At 67.4% G+C, this 24,818-nt stretch carries 23 protein-coding genes; 22 read left to right on the top strand and 1 reads right to left on the bottom strand.

Features of this window, described 5'->3' with window-relative positions; genetic code table 11:
* Positions 1-114 precede the first annotated feature (114 nt).
* The 21 genes from ToN1_RS01220 to ToN1_RS01120 all read left to right on the top strand — a co-directional run bounded on the left by ToN1_RS01220 (position 115) and on the right by ToN1_RS01120 (position 21,959).
* Positions 115-390 carry a hypothetical protein gene (locus ToN1_RS01220; RefSeq protein WP_169207282.1) on the top strand — a complete coding sequence of 92 codons (276 nt, stop codon included), beginning with the start codon at positions 115-117 and terminating at the stop codon, positions 388-390.
* A gap of 3 nt (positions 391-393) precedes the next feature.
* Entirely contained in the window at positions 394-1,521 is a 1,128-nt protein-coding gene (locus ToN1_RS01215; RefSeq protein WP_210147960.1) for a PAS domain-containing sensor histidine kinase, read from the top strand.
* Complete coding sequence (locus ToN1_RS01210; RefSeq protein ID WP_121428569.1) at positions 1,499-2,131, top strand: response regulator; 633 nt, start codon at positions 1,499-1,501, stop codon at positions 2,129-2,131. The genes ToN1_RS01215 and ToN1_RS01210 overlap by 23 nt, the downstream gene beginning before the upstream one ends.
* A 318-nt stretch (positions 2,132-2,449) precedes the next feature.
* Positions 2,450-3,874, top strand: a complete 1,425-nt coding sequence (locus ToN1_RS01205; protein WP_210147959.1) for an aldehyde dehydrogenase family protein — start codon at positions 2,450-2,452, stop codon at positions 3,872-3,874.
* 238 nt (positions 3,875-4,112) lie between these two features.
* On the top strand, positions 4,113-4,694 hold the full coding sequence (locus tag ToN1_RS01200) for a c-type cytochrome (RefSeq protein WP_169208647.1): 582 nt from the start codon (positions 4,113-4,115) through the stop codon (positions 4,692-4,694).
* Positions 4,695-4,818: 124 nt separating this feature from the next.
* On the top strand, positions 4,819-5,082 hold the full coding sequence (locus ToN1_RS01195; RefSeq protein ID WP_210147958.1) for a c-type cytochrome: 264 nt from the start codon (positions 4,819-4,821) through the stop codon (positions 5,080-5,082).
* 540 nt (positions 5,083-5,622) lie between these two features.
* On the top strand, positions 5,623-6,624 hold the full coding sequence (gene paaA / locus ToN1_RS01190; protein ID WP_169208645.1) for a 1,2-phenylacetyl-CoA epoxidase subunit PaaA: 1,002 nt from the start codon (positions 5,623-5,625) through the stop codon (positions 6,622-6,624).
* Positions 6,625-6,649: 25 nt separating this feature from the next.
* Entirely contained in the window at positions 6,650-6,931 is a 282-nt protein-coding gene (gene paaB / locus ToN1_RS01185) for a 1,2-phenylacetyl-CoA epoxidase subunit PaaB (protein WP_169208644.1), read from the top strand.
* Between the two features lie 21 nt (positions 6,932-6,952).
* Positions 6,953-7,708, top strand: coding sequence for a 1,2-phenylacetyl-CoA epoxidase subunit PaaC (gene paaC, locus ToN1_RS01180; RefSeq protein WP_169208643.1), 756 nt, complete (start codon positions 6,953-6,955; stop codon positions 7,706-7,708).
* A gap of 22 nt (positions 7,709-7,730) precedes the next feature.
* Positions 7,731-8,264 carry a 1,2-phenylacetyl-CoA epoxidase subunit PaaD gene (paaD, locus tag ToN1_RS01175; protein WP_169208649.1) on the top strand — a complete coding sequence of 178 codons (534 nt, stop codon included), beginning with the start codon at positions 7,731-7,733 and terminating at the stop codon, positions 8,262-8,264.
* Positions 8,265-8,292: 28 nt separating this feature from the next.
* On the top strand, positions 8,293-9,369 hold the full coding sequence (gene paaE / locus ToN1_RS01170; RefSeq protein ID WP_169208642.1) for a 1,2-phenylacetyl-CoA epoxidase subunit PaaE: 1,077 nt from the start codon (positions 8,293-8,295) through the stop codon (positions 9,367-9,369).
* A gap of 79 nt (positions 9,370-9,448) precedes the next feature.
* The gene (paaN, locus tag ToN1_RS01165; RefSeq protein ID WP_169208641.1) at positions 9,449-11,110 is read left to right on the top strand and encodes a phenylacetic acid degradation protein PaaN; all 1,662 of its coding nucleotides are present in this window, start codon (positions 9,449-9,451) and stop codon (positions 11,108-11,110) included.
* Between the two features lie 175 nt (positions 11,111-11,285).
* Positions 11,286-12,605, top strand: coding sequence for a phenylacetate--CoA ligase PaaK (gene paaK / locus ToN1_RS01160; RefSeq protein ID WP_169208640.1), 1,320 nt, complete (start codon positions 11,286-11,288; stop codon positions 12,603-12,605).
* Positions 12,606-12,619: 14 nt separating this feature from the next.
* The gene (pcaF, locus tag ToN1_RS01155; RefSeq protein WP_169208639.1) at positions 12,620-13,825 is read left to right on the top strand and encodes a 3-oxoadipyl-CoA thiolase; all 1,206 of its coding nucleotides are present in this window, start codon (positions 12,620-12,622) and stop codon (positions 13,823-13,825) included.
* Positions 13,826-13,933: 108 nt separating this feature from the next.
* A complete protein-coding gene (locus ToN1_RS01150; protein ID WP_169208638.1) occupies positions 13,934-15,082 on the top strand; it encodes an ABC transporter substrate-binding protein in 1,149 nt (382 codons plus the stop codon).
* A gap of 90 nt (positions 15,083-15,172) precedes the next feature.
* A complete protein-coding gene (locus ToN1_RS01145; protein ID WP_169208637.1) occupies positions 15,173-16,048 on the top strand; it encodes a branched-chain amino acid ABC transporter permease in 876 nt (291 codons plus the stop codon).
* A gap of 2 nt (positions 16,049-16,050) precedes the next feature.
* Positions 16,051-16,983: a branched-chain amino acid ABC transporter permease gene (locus tag ToN1_RS01140; RefSeq protein WP_169208636.1), complete on the top strand. Its 933-nt coding sequence runs from the start codon at positions 16,051-16,053 to the stop codon at positions 16,981-16,983.
* Complete coding sequence (locus ToN1_RS01135; protein ID WP_169208635.1) at positions 16,983-17,738, top strand: ABC transporter ATP-binding protein; 756 nt, start codon at positions 16,983-16,985, stop codon at positions 17,736-17,738. The genes ToN1_RS01140 and ToN1_RS01135 overlap by 1 nt, the downstream gene beginning before the upstream one ends.
* 11 nt (positions 17,739-17,749) lie before the next feature.
* Positions 17,750-19,114 carry an ATP-binding cassette domain-containing protein gene (locus tag ToN1_RS24985; RefSeq protein WP_425305825.1) on the top strand — a complete coding sequence of 455 codons (1,365 nt, stop codon included), beginning with the start codon at positions 17,750-17,752 and terminating at the stop codon, positions 19,112-19,114.
* Positions 19,115-19,193: 79 nt separating this feature from the next.
* Positions 19,194-21,236, top strand: a complete 2,043-nt coding sequence (locus ToN1_RS01125; RefSeq protein ID WP_169208634.1) for a 3-hydroxyacyl-CoA dehydrogenase NAD-binding domain-containing protein — start codon at positions 19,194-19,196, stop codon at positions 21,234-21,236.
* Between the two features lie 270 nt (positions 21,237-21,506).
* Positions 21,507-21,959: a cyclic nucleotide-binding domain-containing protein gene (locus ToN1_RS01120; protein ID WP_169208816.1), complete on the top strand. Its 453-nt coding sequence runs from the start codon at positions 21,507-21,509 to the stop codon at positions 21,957-21,959.
* Positions 21,960-21,979: 20 nt separating this feature from the next.
* Here ToN1_RS01120 and ToN1_RS01115 read toward each other — a convergent pair whose 3' ends face one another.
* Complete coding sequence (locus ToN1_RS01115) at positions 21,980-22,633, bottom strand: Crp/Fnr family transcriptional regulator (RefSeq protein WP_169208815.1); 654 nt, start codon at positions 22,631-22,633, stop codon at positions 21,980-21,982.
* A 91-nt stretch (positions 22,634-22,724) separates the two neighbouring features.
* Here ToN1_RS01115 and ToN1_RS01110 point away from each other — a divergent pair, with 91 nt between their 5' ends.
* Positions 22,725-24,686 carry a CHASE2 domain-containing protein gene (locus ToN1_RS01110; protein WP_169208814.1) on the top strand — a complete coding sequence of 654 codons (1,962 nt, stop codon included), beginning with the start codon at positions 22,725-22,727 and terminating at the stop codon, positions 24,684-24,686.
* The last annotated feature ends 132 nt before the right edge of the window (positions 24,687-24,818 follow it).

Genomic DNA, 24,818 nt, shown 5'->3' with positions numbered 1-24,818 from the left:
GGCGCACGCTCTCGCAGCGGCTGCGTTCGCCCCCCGCTCCGGCCGATGGCGCCGGATGGTGGCAGGATGTCCGCGTGAGTCGAATTTTGCCCCCTGGGAGGTGCGGACGAATTCATGGATGATCTCCTCAATAGTCCAAGTTTTCGTCCGCATCTCCAGCACGACATCACCTACATCCACACGCATGATCTACAAGCCGCAACGACGCCGCGGTTTCACCGATCAGTTCTCGCCGGTAGAGTTCGAGCGGCAGCATTTTTTGAAGAACGAGACCGTCTAGGAAACCAGGGGCGATTCATGAAGACCAAGAATAATGAGTGGCTAGCTGCGGAAGCCCTGGGCTTGGTGCATGGATCCATTGACGTCCGTCCGCAGGAAATGTTTGGATAACCCATGGACCACCCCACGCCTCCCACGGACACTCCTTCGGCGCTCCCCGATCGCCCCGAGATCGAATTCCGCGACATTCCCTTTCAGGGCATCATCGAGCAGTCGCTCGCGGGTGTGTACCTGGTGTTCGATGAACGCTTCCAGTACGTGAACTCGACCTTCGCTGCGATGTTCGGCTATACGCAGGAAGAATTCGTCGGCACGTCGATTCGCGAACTCGTTCTGCCGGACTTCGTGGGCGAGGCGATGGAGTACTACCGGCTGCGTGTGTATGAGGGTGTGCCGTCAATCCGCTATTTCACCCGCTGCCGACACCGGGACGGGCATGTCGTGCATATCGAGGTCCATGGTTCGCGGGTTGACTATCATGGGCGGCCGGCACTGGCAGGGGTCGTGATCGATGTCAGCGACCGCGTGCGACGGGACCTCGACCTGCACCGGTCGCGCCGACGGTTGAGGGAGCTGGCGTCCTATCTGAACAGATCGAGGGAAGAGTTGCGCGGGCAACTGGCGCGCGAGGTGCATGACGTGCTGGGCGGGATGCTCAGTTCGATCAAGCTCGATGTCTTCCGCATCCAGCGCCGCTCGACCGACCCCGCATTGGCAGAAATCCACGAGATCACCGAGGAGCTTCTGCCGCTGATCCAGGACACCATCGACACCGCGCGCCAGATTTCCGACGAACTTCGCCCGCGGATGCTCGACACGCTTGGCTTGGTAGCGGCGATCCGCAGCGAGTTGCAGGCCTTCGGGCGGCGCAACGAGGTCCTGGTCGGATTCACCGTGGAAGGCGGGGAACCTGAGCTCTCGGCGGAAGCCGCGACGCAGTGCTTCCGCGTGTTCCAGGAGGCATTGACGAATATCGGGCGCCACGCGCAGGCGGAAACGGTGGAAGTGCGGGTGCGCAGCCGGGACGGGCGCTTCGAGATGCAGGTCCGCGACGATGGGAAGGGGATCGATCGGCCTTCGATGCGCGAGGGGTCGATCGGAATGTTGAGCATGGCCGAACGCGCGCGCAATATTGGCGGTTCGCTGTACGTGCATGCGCGCGCCGGAGGGGGAACAGTCGTGCTTTTGGCAGTGCCGGGTTATATGGGACGACGGAGCAATGATCGAACTTCTGATCGTTGATGATCATACGATTTTCCGCTCCGGCCTGAGGCGGATGCTCTCGGACGAGGCGGACATCCACGTCGCGGACGAGGCGAGCGACGGGGCGGGTGCGCTCGCGAAGATACGCAGCGGAAAATTCGACGTCGTGCTGATGGATATCAACATGGCGGGACGCAGCGGCCTCGACACGCTCGAATCGATCCGCGCCGAGCGTCCCGAACTGCCCGTCATCATGCTGTCGATGTATCCGGAGGAGCAGTACGCGGTGCTTGCGCTTCGGGCGCGTGCGAACGCCTACCTGTCGAAGGACGTCGAGCCGCAGGAGTTGTTGACCGCGATTCGGCACGTGGTGGGGGGAGGGCGCTACGTCTCGCCCCGTAGCGCTGCCAACCTTCTGATGCAGATGGATCGGGCGCGCGAAGGCGCACCGCACGAGAAGCTCACCGCGCGCGAGATGCAGGTGATGATGAAGATCGTGCGTGGGATGTCGCTGACTGACGTGGGTGTGCAGATGTGCCTGTCGGTGAAGACCGTGAGCACCTACCGCGTCCGCATCCTCGAGAAGCTCGGACTCGCGAGCAATGCGGAGCTCGTGCAGTACGCGATGCGCAACGGCCTGCTGGATTGAGTCCCGAGGCGCACACTTCACTTCGTTGCCGAATCCGATGGCCTGACGCTCGGAAGCCGTGACGGCGGCACAAGCTTCGAAGCACGACAGCGCCCAGACCGGCTCTCGCTCGCTGCGGCGGTCGGCACCGGCTCGTCGCAGCTCGTCCTGTCCTCGCGCGCCGGCGCCGTGCAGCCGCAATGGCAGCAGCGAAGTTCGCGCTGCCGAATTGGGCTAACGGGGCAGCGCCTCGTCCCGTTAGCTTGTCGTTTCAGCGTCCGCCTCGTCCTGCCATGAAGGGCGGGGCGAGTCGCGCTCATATCGACAAGAGGAGACACGATGCAAGTTTTCGACATGATCATCAACGGCCAGCCCGTGAAGGCCGACAGCACCTTCGAGGTCATCAATCCCGCGACAGGCGAGGCCTTCGCGTGCGTGCAGGCCGGAAATGCCGGGCACGTGGACCAGGCGGTCGCAGCCGCACGTGCCGCGTTTCATGACTGGAGCCGCACGCCGGACGCGCGTCGCAAGGACTTGCTGCATGCCTTGGGCGCTGCGATCGAGGAGGACATGCCAACCCTGATGGAGTTGGTCACCAAGGAGAGTGGCAAGCCGCTCGGGGGCCTGAACGGCGTGGGCGCGGGCATGGAGGTCGGGGGTTCCATCGCCTGGACGCACGTCACCGCTGATCTGGATCTGCCGGTCGAAGTGATCCAGGACGATGACATCGCCCGTATCGAAGTCCATCGCAAGCCGCTGGGCGTGGTCGCGTCGATCACCCCGTGGAACTGGCCGCTGATGATCGCCATCTGGCACGTGATCCCGGCGCTGCGCGCGGGCAACACGGTCGTCATGAAACCGTCTGGCCTGACACCCACTGCCACGCTGCGCTTCGCCGAGCTCGCCAACCGTATCCTGCCGCCGGGCGTGCTCAATATCGTCACCGGCGAGAGCGGGGTCGGCTCGGCGATCGCCAAGCATCCCGACATCAACAAGATCGTGTTCACCGGCTCCACGCCGACCGGCAAGACCATCATGCAGAACGCCGCGGGCAACCTGAAGCGGCTCACGCTGGAGCTCGGTGGCAACGACGCGGGAATCGTGCTGCCCGATGTCGATCCGAAGGCGGTTGCGCCCAAGCTCTTCGGCGTCGGTTTCCACAATAACGGTCAGACCTGCGCCTGCCTCAAGCGCCTGTACGTGCATGACTCCATCTACGACGAAGTCGTCGAGGAGCTCGCGCGTCTTGCACGCGATACGGTCGTCGGCGACGGTCTGGTCGAAGGCACGCAGCTCGGCCCGGTGCAGAACAAGGCCCAGCTCGACTTCGTGCACGAATTGGTCGAGGACGCACGCGCGAACGGTGCGCGGATCCTGTCGGGCGGCAAGGCGCGACCCGGGAAGGGCTATTTCTACGAGCCGACGGTGATCGCCGATGCGAAGGACGGCATGCGCGTCGTCGATGAAGAGCAGTTCGGGCCGGTGCTGCCGGTGATCCGCTACTCGGACGTCGATGCGGTGCTGACCCGCGCCAATGACAACGAAAACGGCCTCGGTGGCTCGGTGTGGTCGAACGACCGCAAGAAAGCCGCCGAGCTCGCGCTGCAACTGGAGTGCGGCACGGCGTGGATCAACGAACACGGCGCGGTTCAGCCCGACGCACCTTTCGGCGGCGTGAAGCAGTCGGGGCTGGGTGTCGAGTTCGGTCGTTACGGCCTGGAGGAATACACGTCGATCCAGACGCTTAAGATCATGAAAGCCTGATCGTCGAAAGCTTCCCCGGGGGCTGCCGTCCGATGACGGCGGCCCGCACTGCCCCGCGAGCGTTCGACTGCTTCCTGCAACTCGTCGCCCATCGTCGGGCTGGGATAATGAGCACGGCTCTCTGGGCAGGAGCGGGTGCGCTTCTCCCCGAACCGAGCCGCGTGCGATCCCAGGCTGCCAACGACTATCGCTTATACTCTTCCGCGTCCATACAACTGCGAACCCGGAAGGAAGGTCCATGCGCACCCACATCGTTGCTGTCGCGTTCAGTGCCCTGTTCACTAGCACGGTATTTGCCGCGACGCCCGATGTTCAATCCTTGACCACGCCGTGTGCGGAATGCCACGGACCGGCAGGGGTCAGCGGGGCGCCGAAGACGCCGCACCTCAACGGCCAGCTGGCGGACTACCTGGAGCAGGAAATTGCCGGCCTCGCTAATGGCGATCGTGCCACCGGCGTCGCGAACCACGTGCCGAAGACGTGGTCGGCGGCGAACATTGCGGCTGTGGCGCAGTTCTACGCCCAGAGCACCGGGCAGCGCCCAGCCCAGGCGGTCGATTCGCAGAAGGTCGCGCAAGGACAGGGCATTCACAACAAGCGTTGTTCCGAGTGCCACCCGGATGCCGGCCGCCAGTCCGATCACGATGCGCCGCTGATGGCTGGCCAGGATCTCGACTACCTGATCGAGCAAACGAAGGCGTTCGTGTCGGGCAAGCGCAAGTTCGTCTTCCTCATGGACGATGCGTTCCGGGGGCTGACGGCCGACGAACTGGCCGCGGTTGCGCATTTCTTCGCGAGCCAGGATCAATACAAGAAGTAGCGGCGGCATTTGCCGGCGGCTTTCACTGTTGGCCTGAATGATTGATTCACGTCCCCCCGGAAGGAGGATTCTCGCCGCCGTCGCGGCAGCCTCCCTGGTCGTCGCGTCGGGGTCGGCCCGCGCTATGGATGCGGCCGCAGCCCAAACCTTCGCGCGCCAGAACTCCTGTTTCAAGTGCCACGCCATCGACAAGCGCAAGGATGGGCCGGCCTATCGCGAGGTCGCGGCGAAGTACCGGGAGAAGGAGGACGCGCAGGCTTCGCTGCTCCACCATCTCACGTCCGGACGCCAGGTGAAGTTTCCGGATGGACACGAGGAGAGCCACAAGATCCTCACGGCCCCGCGCGAAGATATCGAGAACCTGATCGAGTGGCTCCTGTCCCTGTAGCCCGTCGAGATACCGATCTGGTCGTCGCCCCATCCTCGCCACGATCGGCGCAAAATCACGTTTCCACGGGCGCCTGCCCCGCGCGTAGCGCCGCAGGTGTGAAGGTGCGCATTACTCGCCAGCGTATGGTCGGAAGATATCGCCCGACACAGTAATGCGGACATAGCAGCCGGGGTAACGCCCGGCCGCCCGTGGCCCACGCTCGGCTCCCTCGTCCGGGGAGTCGGGATGGCGTCGTCGGCTATTGCGTCTTCTGATCCAAAAGATGCTTCTCAAGGTGAACGTGTCTGTATCACGAGCACTTGTGTGCGAGCATCGTTTGCTTGCTGCATAAGGCGTTCCGCGCCTACCGTCCTTCCGCGGCACGCAATCAGAAAATTCCTACAAGAGGTCGGGAACACGCCGACATTCCGACCCGGGACACTCCCTTAGGATTCGTTCCAACGCGCGACTGTCATGAGTCAGTAAGGACAAGCGAAGCGCGATGATATGTATCACGTCGTAAGACGGATGCACGAACCCGGACAGAGGAGGAACAGCATGTACGCCCAGATGGTGGACACGGGGATGAAGCGCGTGCAGGGGCTCGACGAGATGTCGGCCGAGGAGCGCGCCTTCCAGGAGAAGATCGACGCCGGCATCAAGATCGAGGCCAAGGACTGGATGCCGGAGGGCTACCGCCGCACCCTGATCCGCCAGATCTCGCAGCACGCGCACTCGGAAATCGTCGGCCAGCTTCCCGAGGGCAACTGGGTGACGCGCGCGCCGTCGCTGAAGCGCAAGGCGATCCTGCTGGCGAAGATCCAGGACGAGGCGGGCCACGGGCTCTATCTCTACAGCGCCGCCGAGACGCTCGGCGTCACGCGCGACCAGGTTTATGCGGACCTGCTGTCGGGCAAGGTGAAATATTCCAGCATCTTCAACTACCCGACCACCAACTGGGCCGACATCGGCACGATCGGCTGGCTGGTCGACGGCGCGGCGATCATGAACCAGATCCCGCTGTGCCGCTGCTCCTACGGCCCGTACTCGAGGGCGATGGTGCGCGTGTGCAAGGAGGAGTCCTTTCACCAGCGCCAGGGCTACGACCTCGTGATGGCGATGGCCAAGGGCACGCCGGAGCAGAAGGCGATGGCGCAGGACGCGCTGAACCGCTGGTGGTGGCCGGCGCTGATGATGTTCGGGCCGTCCGATGGCGAGTCCGTGCATAGCGCGCAGTCGATGCAGTGGAAGATCAAGATCCTGTCGAACGACGAGCTGCGCCAGAAGTTCGTCGACCAGACCGTGCCGCAGGCCGAGTACCTGGGCCTGACGATCCCCGATCCCGAACTGAAATGGAACGAGGACACCGGCCACTACGACTTCGGCGCGATCGACTGGGAGGAGTTCCGCCAGGTCGTCGCCGGCAACGGCCCCTGCAACCGCGACCGCCTGCGCACCCGCGTGAAGGCCTGGGACGACGGGAAGTGGTTCCGCGACGCGCTGCTCGCGCACGCCGAGAAGAAATCCGAAAGACAGGTCGCGACCGCCAAGGCCGCCTGATAGCGAGATTGAGAGGAGAAGAGAAATGAAGGAATGGCCCCTTTGGGAAGTGTTCATCCGCAGCCAGCATGGCCTCGCCCACAAGCACGTCGGCAGCCTGCACGCACCGGATGCGGAGATGGCGATCAACAACGCGCGCGACGTCTACACGCGCCGCAACGAAGGCCTGTCGATCTGGGTCGTGCCTGCCGCTGAAGTGACGGCGAGCAGCCCGGCTGACAAGGAAGCGCTGTTCGAGCCCGCGAACAACAAGATCTACCGCCACCCGACCTTCTTCCCGGTTCCGGAAGAAGTGAAGCACATGTGATGACAGGATCGGGAGACAGACATGCTGCTCGATGACAAGTCCGTTTATCTGATGCGCCTCGGCGACAACGCGCTGGTGCTGTCGCAGCGCCTTTCCGAGTGGTGCGGCAAGGGCCCGGCCTTCGAGGAGGACATGGCGCTGACCAACACCGCGCTCGACCTGATCGGCCAGGCGCGGATGTGGCTGTCCTACGCCGGCGAGGTGGAAGGGCGCGGCCGCGACGAGGACGCGCTGGCCTTCCGCCGCGATGCCCACGAGTTCACCAACCTGCTGCTGGTCGAGCAGCCGAACGGCGACTACGCCCACACGCTGGTGCGCCAGTTCTTCTTCGACGTGTGGCACCACCTGACGCTCGACGCGCTGACGCGCTCGGCCGACGACCGCATCGCCGACATCGCGTCCAAGGCGATCAAGGAAGTGGCCTACCACCTGCGCCGCAGCAGTGACCTGGTGGTGCGCCTGGGCGACGGCAGCGCGGAAAGCCGCCGCCGCATGCAGGACGCGGTCGACGCGCTGTGGATGTTCACCGGCGAGATGTTCAAGGCCGACGAGACCGAGGAGTTGCTCGGCGCACAGGGCCTGGCCTGCGATCCCTCGACGCTGAAGGACGCGTGGCTGGCGATGGTGCGCGAGGTGTTCGACGAGGCGACGCTGACGGTGCCGGCCGGCGAATGGATGCAGAAGGGTGGCAAGCAGGGGCGGCATGGTGAGCATCTGGGGCTGCTGCTGGCCGAGATGCAGTTCCTGCAGCGCGCCTATCCCAACGCAAGCTGGTGACAACGTGGTGAGTGAGGCAGCGATGGGCAACTTGCGCGAACGCAGCGAGAGGGTGTGGGGCTGGCTGGCCGATGTGCCCGATCCCGAAATCCCGGTCATTTCCATCGTCGATCTGGGGATCGTGAGGGAGGTGAACTGGCACGACGATCCAGCCGGGGCGGTGTGCGAGGTGGTGATCACGCCGACCTATTCGGGATGTCCGGCGACCGAGGTGATCGGCCGCTCCATCGAGGAGGCGCTGCGCGAGCGGGGGGTGGAGCGGGTGCGGTTGCAGAGCCGCATCGCTCCGGCCTGGACCACGGACTGGCTGAGCAGCGAGGGCCGCCGGAAGTTGAGCGAATACGGGATCGCGCCCCCGGCCCGCCGCGCCGACGGACGCCAGGTGATCGACATCAGCGGGCTGCGCCGGCGCATCGCCGAGGACGCGCCCGCCGCATGTCCGCACTGCGGCTCGACGCACACCGAGCCTATCAGCCGCCATGGTTCGACCCCGTGCAAGGCGCTTCATCGCTGCCTCGACTGCCGCGAGCCGTTCGACTACTTCAAGTGCCACTGAGAAAGGCACTCCGAGAGGAGCAAGAGACATGAGCAAGTTCCACGATATCCGGGTCGCCAGCGTGCGCCCCGAGACCCGCGATGCGATCGTCGTCACCTTCGACGTGCCGCCCTCGCTTGCGGAGTCGTTCCACTACACGCCCGGCCAGCACCTGACCTTGCGCACCGAGATCGGCGGCGAGGACGTGCGTCGCTCGTATTCGATCTGTTCCGGCGCCGGGGAGCGCGAGCTGCGCGTGGCGATCAAGCGCGTGCATGGCGGCCTGTTCTCGAACTGGGCGAACGACTTCCTGAAGCCGGGCGTGAGCGTGCAGGTGATGCCGCCTTCCGGCCACTTCGGCATCGCGCCGGACGCGCAGACTGCGCGTCGCTACGTCGGTTTTGCGGCCGGCAGCGGCATCACTCCGATCCTGTCGCTGGTGAAGACGCTGCTGGCGGGCGAGCCCGACAGCCGCTTCACGCTGGTGTATGGCAACCGCTCGTCGTCGAGCGTGATGTTCCGCGAGGAGCTCGCCGACCTGAAGGACGAGTACGGCGAGCGCCTGAATCTGGTGCACGTGCTCTCCCGCGAGCAGCAGGACATCGACCTCTTCAACGGTCGCATCGACCGCGAGCGCTGCGACGCGCTGCTGGCGAAGTGGATCGACCCGAAGCGCATCGACATGGCCTTCATCTGCGGACCGATGGACATGATGGAAGCGGTGTCGGCGTCGCTGCAGGCGCACGGTATCGAGAAGTCCGCCATCAAGATGGAGCTCTTCGCGACCAGCCTGCCGAAGGGTCCGCGCCCGGCGCATGCGCATCCCGTGAAGGGCGCCGAGGAGTGCGAGGTTACCGTGATCCAGGACGGCCGCGTGCGTCAATTCACGATGCCGAAGAACCGCGATTCCGTGCTCGACGCCGGCCTCGCGCAGGGCATCGAGATGCCGTACTCGTGCAAGGGCGGGGTGTGCTCGACCTGCCGCTGCAAGGTCATCGACGGCGAGGTCGACCACGACACCAACTTCGCGCTCGAGGACTACGAGATCGCGCGCGGTTTCCGTCTGTCGTGCCAGAGCTATCCGGTCACGGACAAGCTGGTCCTGGACTTCGACCAGGAAACCTGAGGCCTTACCCGACGCATCACCGGCAGCGGCCCAATAGAGGCCGCGCCGCGCCCCCGAAGCCCCTATAGAGAGAATTCAGATGACCCACCCGATGTTTGCTCGCCATCAGGCGATGCTGGAGCGCGCCGTCCAGGCCGCAGCCGAACGCGGCTACTGGAGCCCGTTCTCCGAGATGCCCAGCCCCAAGGTGTATGGCGAGAACGCGATGGCCGAAGGTCGCGCGGCTTTCGACGCCTATTGCGGCACCGACTTCCAGCTTGACCAGCCCGGCTGCACCGGCACCGCCGGCGCGGAGCGCTCGCCCTACGGCGTGCCGATGAACATCCGTTACCCGCGCTGCAGCGGCGAAGCGCTGATCGAGGCGTCGCAGGCCGCGCGTGAATCGTTGCAGGCCCTCGGCGCCGAGGGTCGCGTCGGCGCGCTGCTCGAAGCGCTGGTGCGCCTCAACCAGCGCAGCTTCGAGATCGCCCATGCGGTGATGTTCACGACCGGCCAGGGCTGGATGATGGCCTTCCAGGCGGGTGCCGCGCATGCGCAGGATCGCGCGCTGGAAGCCGTCGCCTACGCCTGGCGCGAGATGTCCGCCATTCCCGCGGAAGCCGTCTGGGAAAAGCCGCAGGGCAAGAACCCGGCGCTGGTCATGAAGAAGCGCTACGAGATCGTCGGACGCGGCACCGCCCTCGTCATCGGCTGCGGCACCTTCCCGACCTGGAACACCTATCCGGGCCTGTTCGCGGCGCTCGCGACCGGCAACCCAGTGATCGTGAAGCCGCACCGCAACGCCATCCTGCCGGCGGCGATCACCGTGCGCGTGCTGCGCGAAGTGCTCGCCGAAGCCGGTGCGGACCCCAATGCCGTGCTGCTCGCCGTCGATGATTCGCGCGAACTGACGCGCTTCCTCGCGACGCACAAGGCGGTGAAGTCGATCGACTTCACCGGCAGCAACAGCTTCGGCAACTGGCTGATCGAGAACTGCCGCCAGGCCCAGGTGTATGCCGAGCTCGCCGGCGTGAACAACGTCGTCATCGAATCGACCGACGACTACAAGGGCATGCTGCGCAACCTCGCCTTCACGCTGTCGCTGTACTCGGGCCAGATGTGCACGACGACGCAGGCGATCCTCGTGCCGGCGAACGGCATCGACACCGACCAGGGCCACAAGAGCTTCGACGAGGTCGCGTCCGACCTGGGACGTTCCATCGACAAGCTGCTGGCGGACCCCGCCGTCGCAGCTGCGGTGCTCGGCTGCATCCAGTCGTCCGACACCCTCGGCCGCCTCGACGAAGCCTCGCGCTGGGGCGAAGTCGTGCTGGCGTCGAAGCCGGTCGCTCATCCGGAGTATGCCGAAGCGACGGTGCGCACGCCGGTGCTGCTGACGTGCGACGCAGCCGACGAGGCCGCCTACATGGAAGAGCGCTTCGGCCCGATCGCCTTCGTCGTGCGCACCGCCGACGCCGCGGCGGCGCTCGCGCTGTCCGAGCGCATCACGACGGAGCATGGCGCGCTCACGGTTGGCGCCTACAGCAGCAAGCCCGAGTTCGTGCAGCAGATGATCGCCGCGACCCAGCGCGCAGGCGTGGCGCTGTCGCTGAACCTGACCGGCGCCGTCTATGTGAACCAGTCGGCGGCGTTCTCGGACTACCACGGCACCGGCGCGAATCCGTCGGCCAACGCGAGCTATTCGGACAGCGCCTTCGTGGCGAACCGCTTCCGCGTGATCCAGCACCGCTTCGCGGCCTGATCGCCGGCTCGACCAATATCCGAAGACGACCGCTCGCAATCGCATTCCTCCCCCTTCGAGGGGAGGGAGCGGTTGTCGTCCGCTGAAAGCGAAATCCCCCAGCATCAAGAACGGTGAAGCGCACCCGCCCAGAAGGTTCGCCGCCGTTCCAACCCCAAGAGAGAGGAGTACAGGAATGAACGCACGCATGGAAAATGGCATCGGCTTCGACCCGATCGAGACCGCGAGCCGCGACGAACTGAGCGCGCTGCAGCTCGAGCGCCTGAAGAAGACCGTCCAGCACGCCTACGACAACGTGCCGCACTACCGCCGCAGCTTCGAGGCGGCCGGCGTCCATCCGTCGGACCTGAAGACGCTGGCCGACCTGTCGAAATTCCCCTTCACCGTGAAGAAGGACTTCCGCGACAACTATCCCTTCGGTCTCTTCGCCGTGCCCCGTGAGGAAGTGGTGCGCGTGCACGCCTCGAGCGGCACGACCGGCAAGCCGACCGTCGTCGGCTACACGCAGAATGACATCAACAACTGGGCCAACCTCGTCGCGCGTTCGATCTACGCCGCCGGCGGCCGCAAGGGTGATGTCGTCCATATCTCCTACGGCTACGGCCTCTTCACCGGCGGCATGGGCGCGCACTACGGTGCCGAGCGCCTCGGCTGCACCGTGGTGCCGATGTCCGGCGGCCAGACCGAGCGTCAGGTCCAGCTGATCCAGGACTTCCAGCCGAAGGTCATCATGGTGACGCCGTCCTACATGCTCAACATCCTCGAGCAGTTCGTGCGCCAGGGGCTGGACCCGGCCGACTCGTCGCTCAAGATCGGCATCTTCGGCGCCGAGCCCTGGACCGAGGCGATGCGCCATGAGATCGAGGCCCGCGCCGGCATCGACGCGGTCGACATCTACGGCCTGTCCGAAGTGATGGGCCCGGGCGTCGCGAGCGAGTGCATCGAGAGCAAGGACGGCCCGGTGATCTGGGAAGACCACTTCTACCCCGAGATCATCGACCCCGAGACCGGCGAAGTGCTGCCGGACGGTGAGGAGGGCGAGCTCGTCTTCACGTCGCTGTCGAAGGAAGCGCTGCCCGTGATCCGTTACCGCACGCGCGATCTGACCCGCCTGCTGCCGCCGACCTCGCGCTCGATGCGCCGCATCGGCAAGATCACCGGGCGCTCGGACGACATGCTGATCATTCGCGGCGTGAACGTGTTCCCGAGCCAGATCGAGGAGCTGATCCTGAAGCAGAAGGAGCTCTCGCCGCACTACCAGATCGAGCTGACCCGCGACGGCCACATGGACAAGATGGAAGTCGTCGTCGAGCTGTCGCCCGAAGCCGCCGACCTCGGCCCGCTGCGCCAGCAGGAGATCGGCAAGCTGCTGCAGCACAACATCAAGTCCTACATCGGCATCAGCACCAAGACGACGATGGCCCAGCCGGGCTCGCTGTTCCGCTCGGTCGGCAAGGCCAAGCGCCTGATCGACAAGCGCAACGTGACCGCCTGAGGAGGGAAGGGACGATGAACAACGCCTATATCTGCGACGCCATCCGCACCCCCTTCGGCCGCTATGGCGGCACGCTGTCCGCGGTGCGCGCGGACGATCTCGCGGCGCTGCCGATTCGTGCGCTGGTCGAACGCAATCCCGGAGTGGACTGGGCAGTCGTCGATGACGTGATCTATGGCTGCGCCAACCAGGCCGGCGAGGACAACCGCAACGTCGCGCGCATGGCGGCGCTGCTCGCGGGGCTGCCGCAGGACGTGCCCGGCACGACGGTCAACCGCCTGTGCGGTTCCAGTCTCGATACCGTCGGGATGGCCGCGCGGGCGATCAAGTCAGGCGAAGCCGACCTGGTGATCGCCGGCGGCGTGGAGAGCATGAGCCGTGCGCCTTTCGTGATGGGCAAGGCCGACACGGCCTTCTCGCGCAGCGCGAAGATCGAGGACACGACGATCGGCTGGCGCTTCGTGAACCCCGTGATGAAGGCGCAGTACGGCATCGACTCGATGCCCGAGACCGCCGAGAACGTCGCGCAGGAATTCGGCATCAACCGCGCCGACCAGGACGCGCTCGCGCTGCGCTCGCAGCAGCGCTGGGCGGCGGCGAACGAGGCCGGCCTCTTCGCCGGCGAGATCGTGCCCGTCGCGATCCCGCAGAAGAAGGGCGAGCCGAAGCTCTTCACCACGGACGAGCATCCGCGCCCCGAGACGACGCTGGAGACGCTGGCGAAGCTCAAGGGCGTCGTGCGCCCGGACGGCACCGTCACGGCCGGCAATGCGTCCGGCGTGAATGACGGCGCCTGCGCGGTGCTGCTCGCGTCCGAAGCCGCTGTCGATCGCTATCGCCTCAAGCCGCGCGCCCGCGTCGTCGCGATGGCCGCGGCCGGACTCGCGCCGCGCATCATGGGTTTCGGCCCGTCGCCGGCGTCGAAGAAAGTGCTCGCGAAGGCCGGGCTGACGCTCGCCGACATGGACGTCATCGAGCTCAACGAAGCCTTCGCCGCGCAGGCGCTCGCCGTCACCCGCGACCTCGGCCTGCCGGACGACGCCGCACACGTGAACCCCAATGGCGGCGCGATCGCGATGGGCCACCCGCTCGGCGCGTCCGGCGCACGCCTCGTCACGACGGCCTTGAACCAGCTCGAACGCACCGGCGGCCGCTACGCGCTGTGCACGATGTGCATCGGCGTGGGGCAGGGCATCGCGCTGATCATCGAGCGCGTGTGAGGCGCCTGGGCGCGTGACATGACTCCCGTTCGTCCTACGACCGGCTCGGGGCGAACGGGAGGTATCTGATTGCCACTGGATAAGAAAGACACCGAAGGAGACTCCCCAATGGAAAAGCGCACTTTCATCAAGTTCACCCTCGCCGCGGCCGCCTGCGCCACGCTCGGTACGGCCTACGCCGCCGACCCCATCCGCATCGGCGCCGTGCTCTCGGTCACCGGTCCCGCCGCCTACCTCGGCGATCCGGAGCTGAAGACGCTGCAGATGTACGTCGAGACGCTGAACAAGAACGGCGGCCTGATCGGCCGGCCGATCGAGCTCGTGCATTACGACGACGGCAGCGAGTCGGGCAAGGCCAACGGCTTCACCAAGCGCCTGATCGAGAACGACAAGGTCGACCTGATCATCGGCGGCACGACCAGTGGTGCGACGATGGCGATGGCGCCGCTCGTCGAGCGTGCGCAGATCCCCTTCATCTCGCTCGCCGGCGCCGTCGTGATCGTCGAGCCGCCGAAGAAGTGGATGTTCAAGACGCCGCACACCGACCGCATGGCCGCGGAGCGCGTCTTCGACGACATGAAGAAGGCGGGCCTGACGAAGGTCGCGCTGCTCTCGGAGAACAGCGGCTTCGGCCAGTCCGGGCGCAAGGAGTCGCAGGCCGTGGCCGCGAAATACGGCATCACCCTGGTGGCCGACGAGACCTACGGTCCCAAGGACACCGACATGACCGCCCAGCTCACCAAGATCAAGGGCGTGGCGGGCGTGCAGGCGGTGTTCGTGTTCGGCCTGGGGCAGGGCCCCGCAGTGGTGACGAAGAACTACGCGCAGCTGGGCATCAAGCTGCCGCTGTACCAGTCGCACGGCGTCGCGTCCGACGAGTACATCCGGCTCGCCGGCAGCGCCGCCGAAGGCGTGCGCCTGCCGTCGCCCGCGCTGCCGGTCGCGGCCAAGCTGCCAGCCACCGATCCGCAGAAGAAGGTCGTCAGCGACTACGCGAAGCTCTTTGCCGAGCGCTGGAAGGCCGAGCCTTCGACCTTCGGCGGCTACGCCTACGACGGGCTGATGCTCGCGGCCGACGCCATCCGCCGGGCCGGTTCGACCGACAAGGCCAAGGTGCGCGACGCGCTGGAAAGCACGTCGAACCTCGTCGCCACCAGCGGCACCTTCAACCTGTCGGCGAACGACCACATGGGACTGAGCCTGTCGGCCTTCCGCATGCTGGAGATCCGCAACGGGGACTGGACGCTGCTGAACTGAGTCTCCCTTCCGCCGCCTGCCGCGCGATACGCCCCGGGGTTCGCCCCGGCGGCGGAATCCGTTCGTCCCGACATCCGAAGGAGGCATTCCGTGCTGTCCGAACTTCTGCAGTTCCTCTTCTCCGGCCTTACCGTCGGCGCGATGTACGCGCTCGCGGCGGTCGGCTTTTCCCTCATCTATAGCGCCTCGGGCGTCATCAACTTCGCCCAGGGCGAATTCATCATGCTCGGCGGAATGTCCGCGGCGCTGCTCGTGCAGGCCGGCGTCCCGCTGCCGCTGGCGATCACGCTCGCGATCCTCGTCGCGGTCGTGGCCGGCCTGATCGTCGAGAAGCTCGCGATCGAGCCGGCCGGCAATGCCGAAGTCGTCACGCTCGTGATCATCACGATCGGCGCCTCGCTCACGCTGCGCGGGCTCGTGGAAGTGTTTCTCGGCAAGGGCAACCACGCGCTGCCGGCCTTCTCGGGCGAGGAACCCATCGCGATCCTGGGCGCGACGCTGATGCCGCAAAGCCTGTGGGTCATGGGCGTCACCCTCGTCGTGGTCGTCGCGCTGGCGCTCTTCTTCGGCCGCACCACGCTCGGCAAGGCGGTGCTCGCGACCTCGTGCAACAAGCTCGCGGCGCAGTTGGTCGGTGTCAATACGCGCTTCGTCCTGCTGCTGGCCTTCGGCCTGTCCGCGGCGCTCGGCGCGGTCGGCGGCATTCTCGTCGCGCCGATGACCTACACCAGCTACGACGCGGGAATCATGATGGGCCTCAAGGGCTTCGTCGCCGCGGCGCTGGGCGGGCTCGGGAGCGGCGTCGGCGCGATCGTCGGCGGCCTGCTGCTGGGCATCGTCGAGGCGATGACGGCCGGCTACATCTCGTCCGCCTACAAGGACGCGATGCCCTTCGTGCTGATCCTTCTCATCCTCTTCTTCCTGCCGCAGGGCATCTTCGGCAAGAAGACCACCGACCGGGTATGACCATGAAGCCGACCACACGCGGATTCCTGTTCCTCGCGTTCGTGCTGGCGGTGCTGCCGCTGGCGCTGCCGAACGCCTATTACTACGACCTGGCGATCCGGATGGCGATCAACGCCACCATCGCCGTCGGCCTCAACCTGCTCGTGGGCTACACGGGGCAGATCAGCCTGGGCCACGCCGGCTTCTTCGGCATCGGTGCGTACGCGTCGGCGATCCTGACGAGCCGCTACGGCCTGCCGTCGGCGCTCGCGATGGGACTCGGCGCGGCCGCGACCGCGGCGCTGGCCTTCGTCGTCGCGCGCCCGATCCTCAAGCTCAAGGGCAACTACCTCGCGATGGCGACGCTGGGGCTGGGCATCATCCTATCGATGGTGATCGTCAACGAGACCGAGTTCACCGGTGGGCCGGACGGCATGCCGGTGGACGCGTTCAGCCTGTTCGGCCTCCAGATTGCCGGCGAACAGGCGTGGTACGGCGTCGTCGCCGTGCTGCTGCTGTTCGTCACGCGCGGCGCGCTGAACCTCATCGACGCACCGGCGGGACGCGCGCTGCAAGCGATCCACGGCTCGGAAGTGGCCGCGCGCGTCGCGGGCATCGACGTGCCCTCGTTCAAGGTGAGAGTTTTTGTGCTGTCGGCGGTCATCGCCAGCGTCATGGGCAGCGTCACCGCTCACTACGTCGGCTTCCTGACGCCGGGCGTCGCGGGCTTCTTCCATTCCATCGAGCTCATCACCATGGTGGTGCTCGGCGGCATGGCGTCCGTATTCGGCTCCATCCTCGGCGCCGTCGTGCTGACGCTGCTGCCGCAGTTGCTGTCGGCCTTCGAGGGCTGGGAGACCGTCATCTTCGGCCTGATCCTGATGCTCACCATGATTTTCCTGCCGCGCGGCATCGTGCCGACGCTGCGCCTCAAATTCGCCGGGAGGGCCGCGTGATGCTGGAAGTGCGCAATCTCTCCAAGACCTTCGGCGGCGTGAAGGCGGTGCAGGACGTGTCCTTCACTGTCCGCGCCGGCACGATCCACGCCGTGATCGGCCCCAACGGCGCCGGCAAGACGACGCTCTTCAACCTCATCACCGGCATCTACACGCCCACCAGTGGCGAGATCCTGTTCGACGACGCGCCCGCCGGCGGCGTGAGCCCGGACCGGCTCGCGCGCCGCGGCATGAGCCGCACCTTCCAGAACCTGCAGGTGTGCATGAACATGAGCGCGATCGAGAACGTCATGGTCGGCGCGCACCTGCGGCTGGGGTCCAGCCTGCTCGCGGGCCTGTTCCGGCTGCCCGGGCTGGCGCGTGCGGATGCCGAATGCCGGGAAGAAGCGGCGCGCCTGATGGACTTCGTCGGCGTCGGCCAGTACCGCGACGCGCAGGCGAGCCAGATGTCCTACGGCGCGCTGAAGCGCCTGGAAATCGCGCGCGCGCTGGCGGCCAAGCCCAAGCTGCTACTGCTCGACGAACCGGCCGCCGGCCTCAACCACACCGAGACTGGCGAGATCGAGGCGCTCATCCGCAAGGTCGCCGATTCGGGCGTCACGGTCGTGCTCGTCGAGCACGACATGAAGCTCGTCATGAACCTGTCGGATCACATCCTCGTGCTCGACTACGGCCGGAAGCTCGCCGAAGGCACGGCCGCCGAGATCCGCGAGAACCCCGACGTCATCGCCGCCTACCTCGGCGCATCGGCCTGAAGGAGACGACCATGGAAGTTATGGAAGTTATGGAAGTTATCGAATCACGGATGCTCGCCATCGACATCATCCAGGCCGAGCATCGCGGCATGTGGCGCGTCGCCAGCGCGCTGGACGCGCTCGCCGAAGCGATCGCCGCCGACCGCGACGCGCAGGCCGCTGCCGCGACGACTGCCGAGCTGCTGGAATACCTGGATGCCTACATCGACCGCATCCACCACCGCAAGGAAGACGAGTTCCTGTTCCCCGCGCTGCGGCGGCGTGATCCGGCGGCTGCAGCCGCCATCGACCGGCTCGAAGCCGAGCACCGCGACGGCCCGGTCCATCGCGATCGCGTCCATGCGCTGGCGACCGCCTTCCGCGACGGGCAGCGCGATGAGCAGCAAGCCTTCCTCGTCGCGCTGCGCGAGTTCGCCGAGCATCTGCGCCAGCACATGCGCTTCGAGGAAACGGATGTTATCCCGGCCGCGCGCCGTGCGCTGCTGCCCGAAGACTGGGAGCGCATCGACGACGCCTTCGCCGCCGATGAGGACCCGCTGTTCGGCGTCCGTTCGCGCGGCGAGCTCGACGCGCTCAAGGCGCGCATCATCGCGCTCGCGCCCGAGCCGGTGGGCCTGGGCGGGCGGCGCGAGAACGCGGCCTTCGCGCCGGCGCCCGCTCCGGTGCGCGAGACGGTCCTCGAAATCCGCGGCCTGACCTCGCACTACGGCCGCATCCAGGCGCTGCACGGCATCGACCTCGACGTGAAGCAGGGTCAGCTCGTCGCGCTGGTCGGCGCGAACGGTGCCGGCAAGACGACGCTGCTTCGGACGATCTCCGGCGTACAGCCCGCGTCCGGTGGCGTCGTGCGCTTCAAGGGCGAGGACATCACGCGCCTCGCGCCCGAAAAGCGCGTGCGCGCCGGCATCTGCCAGGTCCCCGAGGGGCGGCAGGTGTTCGGCCCGATGAGCATCGAGGACAACTTGCGACTCGGCGCCTACTTCCGCCGCGACCGCGAGATCGAACAGGACCTGGAACGCATGTACGGCATCTTCCCGATCCTGAAGGAGAAGCGCGCGCTGCCGGCCGGAACCCTGTCGGGCGGCCAGCAGCAGATGCTGGCGATGGCGCGCGCGCTGATGGGGCGGCCGAAGCTGCTGCTGCTCGACGAACCCTCGATGGGACTCGCGCCGCTGCTGGTCGAGGAGATCTTCCGCGTCATCCGGAGCCTGAAGGCCGAGGGCATCACGATCTTCCTCGTCGAGCAGAACGCCCACGCGGCGCTTGCGATCGCCGACATCGGCTACGTGATCGAGACCGGCCACACCATCCTCAGCGGTCCCGGCCCGGAGTTGCTGCACGACGAGCAGGTGAAGAAGGCCTATCTGGGCATGTGATGCCCGCCATGACCCGGGCGGTGCGCAGGATGTTTTTTCCAGCGAGGGCCTGCGTCGCCCGGGGAGAAGGGAGACGAAATTGAAAGACGCAGTATCCATTGAACGCCACGGCGACGTCGTCGTGCTCGTGATCGACAATCCGCCCATCAATGCGGGCTCCGCCGCGGTCCGCCGGGGGCTGCTCGACGGTATCGAGTTGCTCGGCCGCGACGACGCGCTCGCGGCGGCCGTGATCATCGGCGCCGGCAACACCTTCGTCGCCGGCTCGGATCTGAAGGAATTCGGGCAGCCGCTCGAACACCCGCAGTTGCCCGCGGTGATCGCGGCCATCGAAAACTGCGGCAAGCCTGTCGTTGCCGCGCTCGACCGTGCCGCCCTCGGCGGCGGCTTCGAACTCGCCCTCGGCTGCGACGCCCGCGTCGCAACCGCGCGCGTGGTCGTCGGCCTGCCGGAAGTCACGCTCGGCATCATCCCCGGCGCGGGCGGCACGCAGCGCCTGCCACGCATCGTCGGCGTGCCGCGCGCGATTCGGATGATCTGCAGCGGCGAGCGTCTCTCCGGCCAGGCGGCGTTCAAGGCGGGGCTGGTGAATGAAATCGCGACCGGCGAACTGCTCGCCGCCGCGATCGCATATGCGCGACGCTTGAACGGCGCGAAATCGCCGCTGCGCACCGTGACACTCCCGTCCACGGATCCCGCGGAAGTGGAAGCCGCGAGTCGCGACGCGCTGCGTGCCGGCAAGAAGCGGCCGGCCGTCGTCGCCGCGATCGAAGCGGTGAGCTCCGCCGCCAGCCTGCCGATCGACGAAGCGCTGGCGCGGGAGCGCGCCGCCTTCGAAAGCCTGCGGCTGTCGCGCGAAGCGCACGCGCTGCGCTACCAGTTCTTCGCCGAACGCGAGGCGGCACGACATCCGCGGCTGAAGGGCGTGGCTGCACGCCCGGTCGCCCGCATCGCCGTGATCGGCGCGGGCACGATGGGCTCGGGCATTGCGATCGCCGCCCTGGACGGCGGCTACGATGTCCTGCTGCTGGAACAGGACCAGGCCGCGCTGGAACGCTGCGTGGCGCGCATCGCCGAGCATTACCGAGGTCGCGTGGAGGCGGGCAGGCTAGACGCCGCACGCGCCGACGCGTCGCTCGCGCGCCTCGAGAGCAGCATCGACTGGAATCGCGTCGCGACGGCGGACCTCGTCATCGAGGCCGTGTACGAGGATCTCGCCGTCAAGCAGGACGTCTTCCGCCGCCTCGACCATCTTGCCCGCCCCGGCGCGGTTCTCGCGACGAACACGTCCTACCTGGATCTCGACGCCATCGCGAACGTCACGTCCCGGCCGCAGGACGTCGTCGGCCTGCATTTCTTCAGTCCGGCACACGTCATGAAGCTGCTCGAAGTCGTCAGCGGCGCCGCGACTGCCCCCGACGTCCTCGCCACCGCGCTCGACGTGGGCAAGCGCCTGCGCAAGGTCCCGGTCCTTGCGGGCAACGCGTTCGGCTTCATCGGCAACCGCATCTACTCGGCCTATCGCAAGCAGTGCGAATTCATGATCGAGGAAGGGGCCTACCCCGAGCAGGTCGACGCCGCGCTCGAAGCGTTCGGCTTCGCGATGGGGCCGTTCGCGGTCGCCGACCTTTCCGGGCTCGACATCGCGTGGCGGATGCGCCAGAACACCGCGGCGAGCCGCGATCCCGCGCATCGCTATGTGCGCATCCCCGACATGCTGTGCGAAACCGGGCGGCTCGGGCGGAAGACCGGCGGCGGCTACTACGCCTACGACCCCGAGGGGCGGCGCACGGTGGATCCGGAGGTGCGCCGGCTGATCGACGAAGCCAGCGCCGCCAGGGGCATCACGCGACGCGTGCTCGATGAGCACGAGATCCGACGGCGCGCCGTGCTGGCGATGATGAACGAAGCGGCGCTGCTGCTCGCGGAAGGGGTCGCACAGCGTCCGGGTGACGTGGACGTCGTCCTGACGAACGGCTACGGCTTCCCGCGTTGGGAGGGTGGGGTCGTGTTTCACGCGCGACAGCGGGGCCACGAAGCCTTGGCGAGGGATCTCGACTGGCTGGGGAAACTCAGCGGACCGGGTTTCGTTCGGGGCGAGCTACGCTATCTGTTGGACTGACGCAGCGGGGGCAATCCGGCTTCGTGCCCGCTGGGGGCGCTTGCGATGCAGGGCCAATGCAGCCACGTGGACGTTGCCGCGACTCGTCTCGATATGAATCGTGCGTCTCATGCATTGACGCATCGGCAGTCGCCCGTGGTCGATCGCGATCCGGGAGGCTGGCGTCTCCAATCAGCGCCGGCCGTTGCCTTCCTGTTCGGCTCCGGCGGGCTAACATGAACAGGGAGGGCTGGTCCGGGAGCGACCGCGAGGTCGCGCGAGGGGGTAGTCATGCAGGGGCGGGCGGAGCGAATCCTGAGGTTGCAGCAGATGCCGCTGTTCGGCGGCATCCGCGCGGACATGCTCGACTTCCTGCTCGGCCGTTGTGCGGAGCGCGCGGTGCTAGCCGGAGCTTTCGTCTTCCGTGAGGGCGAACCCGCCGAGTCGATGTTCGTGCTGGAGGCCGGCAGCGTCGCGGTGCGTCGGCACGCGTGCGGGGGCGAGGTCGTGCTGTGTACGCTGGGGCCGGGTGCGTGCTTCGGCGAGATGGCGCTCATCGACCTGTCGCCGCGCAGCGCGACGGTGCAGGCGCTGGAGGATTGCCGCGCGCTCGAGATCTTCGCCGCGAACCTGTTCGAGTTGTACGAGCGCGACGTCGAGCAGTTCGCGCTGATCCAGATGAACATCGCGCGTGAGTTGAGCCGGCGCTTGCGTCTGGCCGACGACAGGGCGGGGGCGCGGTGAGGGCGGCTGGCGTGCGTCGCTCACCAGCGCGCCGGCAGGCGGCGCCGGATCACGATGCGCTGCGGCTCGAGCACGAGGTAGCCGCCGATCACGAGTTCGCGCACGATGCGGTTGACCATCTCGCGCGAGGCGCCGACACGGTTCGCGATCTCTTGCTGGGTGAGGCGCGGCTCGACGATCCACTGCTCGCCCTGCGCCACCGCGAGCGATTCGAGCAGGCGGTGCAGGCGCCCGAACACGTCTTCGAGCGCGAGCGCCTGCACGTTGTCGGTGAGCGCGCGGATGCGGCGCACGAGGTTGCGCAGCAGCACGTGGATGCTGTCGGGATTGGTGTCGAGCACCGCGAAGAAGGCCGGGCGGGCGACGTGGAGCAGTTCGCAGCGTTCGAGCGCGATCACCGAGGCCGAGCGTGGCGCGTCGTCGAGCAGCGCGAGCTCGCCGAAGTAGTCGCCCGGGCCGTGGATCGACAGGGTCAGCTCGCGGCCGTTCTCGTCCATCAGGTAGGCTTTCAGCGAGCCTGTCTGCACGACGAAGAGGCCGCGGGCTTCGTCGCCGACGTTGAGTACCACCGCGCCGCGCGGAAACACGCGCGGCTGCGCGCTGCGGGCGAGCGCCTCGAGCTGGGCCGGGGCGAGGCCGGCGAAGAGTTCGACCTGTTCCAGATATGCCGTCATGCACGATCCCGCGTTGCGTCGTTCAGCAGCTCATAGTCCGGGGCGCACGGCGGACGGCCCCGTCCGACCGTCCTGGCGCGGCGCCCTCGGGATGGCACTGGCGGGGGCGCTGCTCGCGCTCGCGCTGGGGCTGTCGCCGCTCGCGGAGCTCGAGCGCAGCTTCGGTCTGCGCTTCCTGTATGGACTGCGCGGGCCAGTCGCCGCACCACAAGACATTGTGATTGTAGCCATGGACGCGGCGTCGGCCCAAGCGCTAGGGGTGCCGGAGCGGCCCGAGCGCTGGCCACGCGGGCTGCATGCGCGGCTGATCTCGGGGCTCGCGGCGAGCGGTGCGCGGGTGATCGGGTTCGACGTGCTGTTTGCGCAGGCGCGCGAGCCGGCCGAGGACGCGGCGCTCGCCGACGCGCTGCGGCGCGCCGGGCGGGTCGTGCTGGCGGAGACGATCCGGCGCGACTTCGTCCGCGGTGCCGACGGCAGCGTCGTCGCGAGCGCCGACCAAAGGGTGCCGCCGCTGCCGCTGTTCGCCGAGGCGGCGGGCGCGAGCGCGCCTTTCGTGCTGCCGAAGACGCCCGACGGGGTGTTCGAATTCTGGACGCGGGTGCCGACGGTGGGCGACCGACCCTCGCTCCCGCTCGTGCTGGCCACGCGCATGGGCGTGGCGGGATCGCCGCAGGATCCGTCGCCGGATGAACCGCGTCGCCTGCTGAACCTGTACGGCCCGCTCGGCACGGTCACGACGATCTCCTACGGGCGCGCGCTCGAACTCCTCGCCGATCCCGTGGCGGCGACCGCGACCTTCGGTGGCAAGGCCGTGCTGGTGGGGTATTCGGAGGCGAACCAGTCGCGCCAGACCGATGCCTACCGTACCCCTTTCAGCACCGCCGACGGCGTCGATGTGAGCGGCGTCGAGCTCGCCGCGACCGCGCTCGGCAACCTGCTCGAAGGCAGCTGGCTGCGCCGGCCGGGCGAGGGGGCCGCGCTCGCGCTGCTGGCCGCGCAGGCGGCACTGCTGGCGCTGCCTTGGGGCCTTGCACGCCCGCGCGCGGCGCTCGCGGCGACCGCCGGCGTGTGCGTCGTGTATGCGGGGCTGGCTTTGTGGGCCTTCTCGGCGGCGCGGCTGTGGCTGCCGGTCGTGCTGCCGCTCGCGTTCTCGCCGGCGCTCGTCGGCGCGCTGGGGATCGCGCGCCAGCATCGCGCGGCGCTGCGCCGCCGGGGCGAGCTCGAGCGCGCGCTGGAGCTGGGCGTGCCGCGCGCGGCGATCGAGAGGCTGGCAGCGGTGCTCGGCGACGGGGGGCAGGGCAAGACCGTCATCGCGGTGTGCCTGTGCAGCGACATCGTCTCCTACACGACGATCGCCGAGTCGCTGAGTCCGCAGGCCGCGCGCGATCTGCTGAACCGCTATCTCGCGCGCTTCATCCCCATCGTCGAGAGTCATGGCGGCTACGCTGCCGACATGGTGGGCGATTCGGTGTTGTCGCTGTGGATCGCCGAGACCGGTCCGGAGCCCGCTGTCGCGGCGGCGTGCCGCGCGGGGCTCGAGCTCGACCGGGCGATGAACGCGAGCCCCGGCGCGGACGGCGCGCTGCCGACCCGCCTGGGCCTGCACTGCGGGCCGATCTTCTTCGGCGAGGTTGGTGCGCCCGGGCGACACGAGTTGCGCGCGGTGGGGGATATCGTGAACACGGCGAGCCGCATCCAGGGCGCCAACAAGTACCTGAACACCGGGGTGCTGGTTTCGCGCGCGGTCGCCGATCGTCTCGGGCCGGGCGAGGCGCGGTCGCTCGGGCGCTTCGCGCTGGCCGGCAAGGGGCAGGCGATGGAGCTGTTGCAGTTGTCGCGCGAGGCGTTGCCCGCGCCGGCCGCGGCCCGTTTCGGCGCAGGGCTGCAGGCTTTCGTGGCGGGCGAATTCGGCGCCGCGGCGGCGCAATTCGCGGCCGCCCGCGAGGCCGGTGACGCAGGGCCCGCGGTCTTCTATCTCGCGCAGTGTCGCGCGCTCGCGGCGCGTCCGCGCGACCCGGCCTGGCAGGGCGTCGCGGTGCTGCCCGGGAAGTAGCCGGCGATACCTGTTTTGCATCGGCTGCAAGGACATCCGACTGTAAGGGATGTTTCATTTCTTGATGTCGTCATCGGCCCTGACTACAGTGAGCAGCGGGTTGCGCTTCCATGCCCCTCCCCAACGAGGACT

The organism is Aromatoleum petrolei (assembly GCF_017894385.1).
Classification (GTDB): domain Bacteria; phylum Pseudomonadota; class Gammaproteobacteria; order Burkholderiales; family Rhodocyclaceae; genus Aromatoleum; species Aromatoleum petrolei.
The sequence above is the reverse complement of the archived record's forward strand: the minus strand, read 5'-3'. Positions and strand labels throughout refer to the sequence as shown.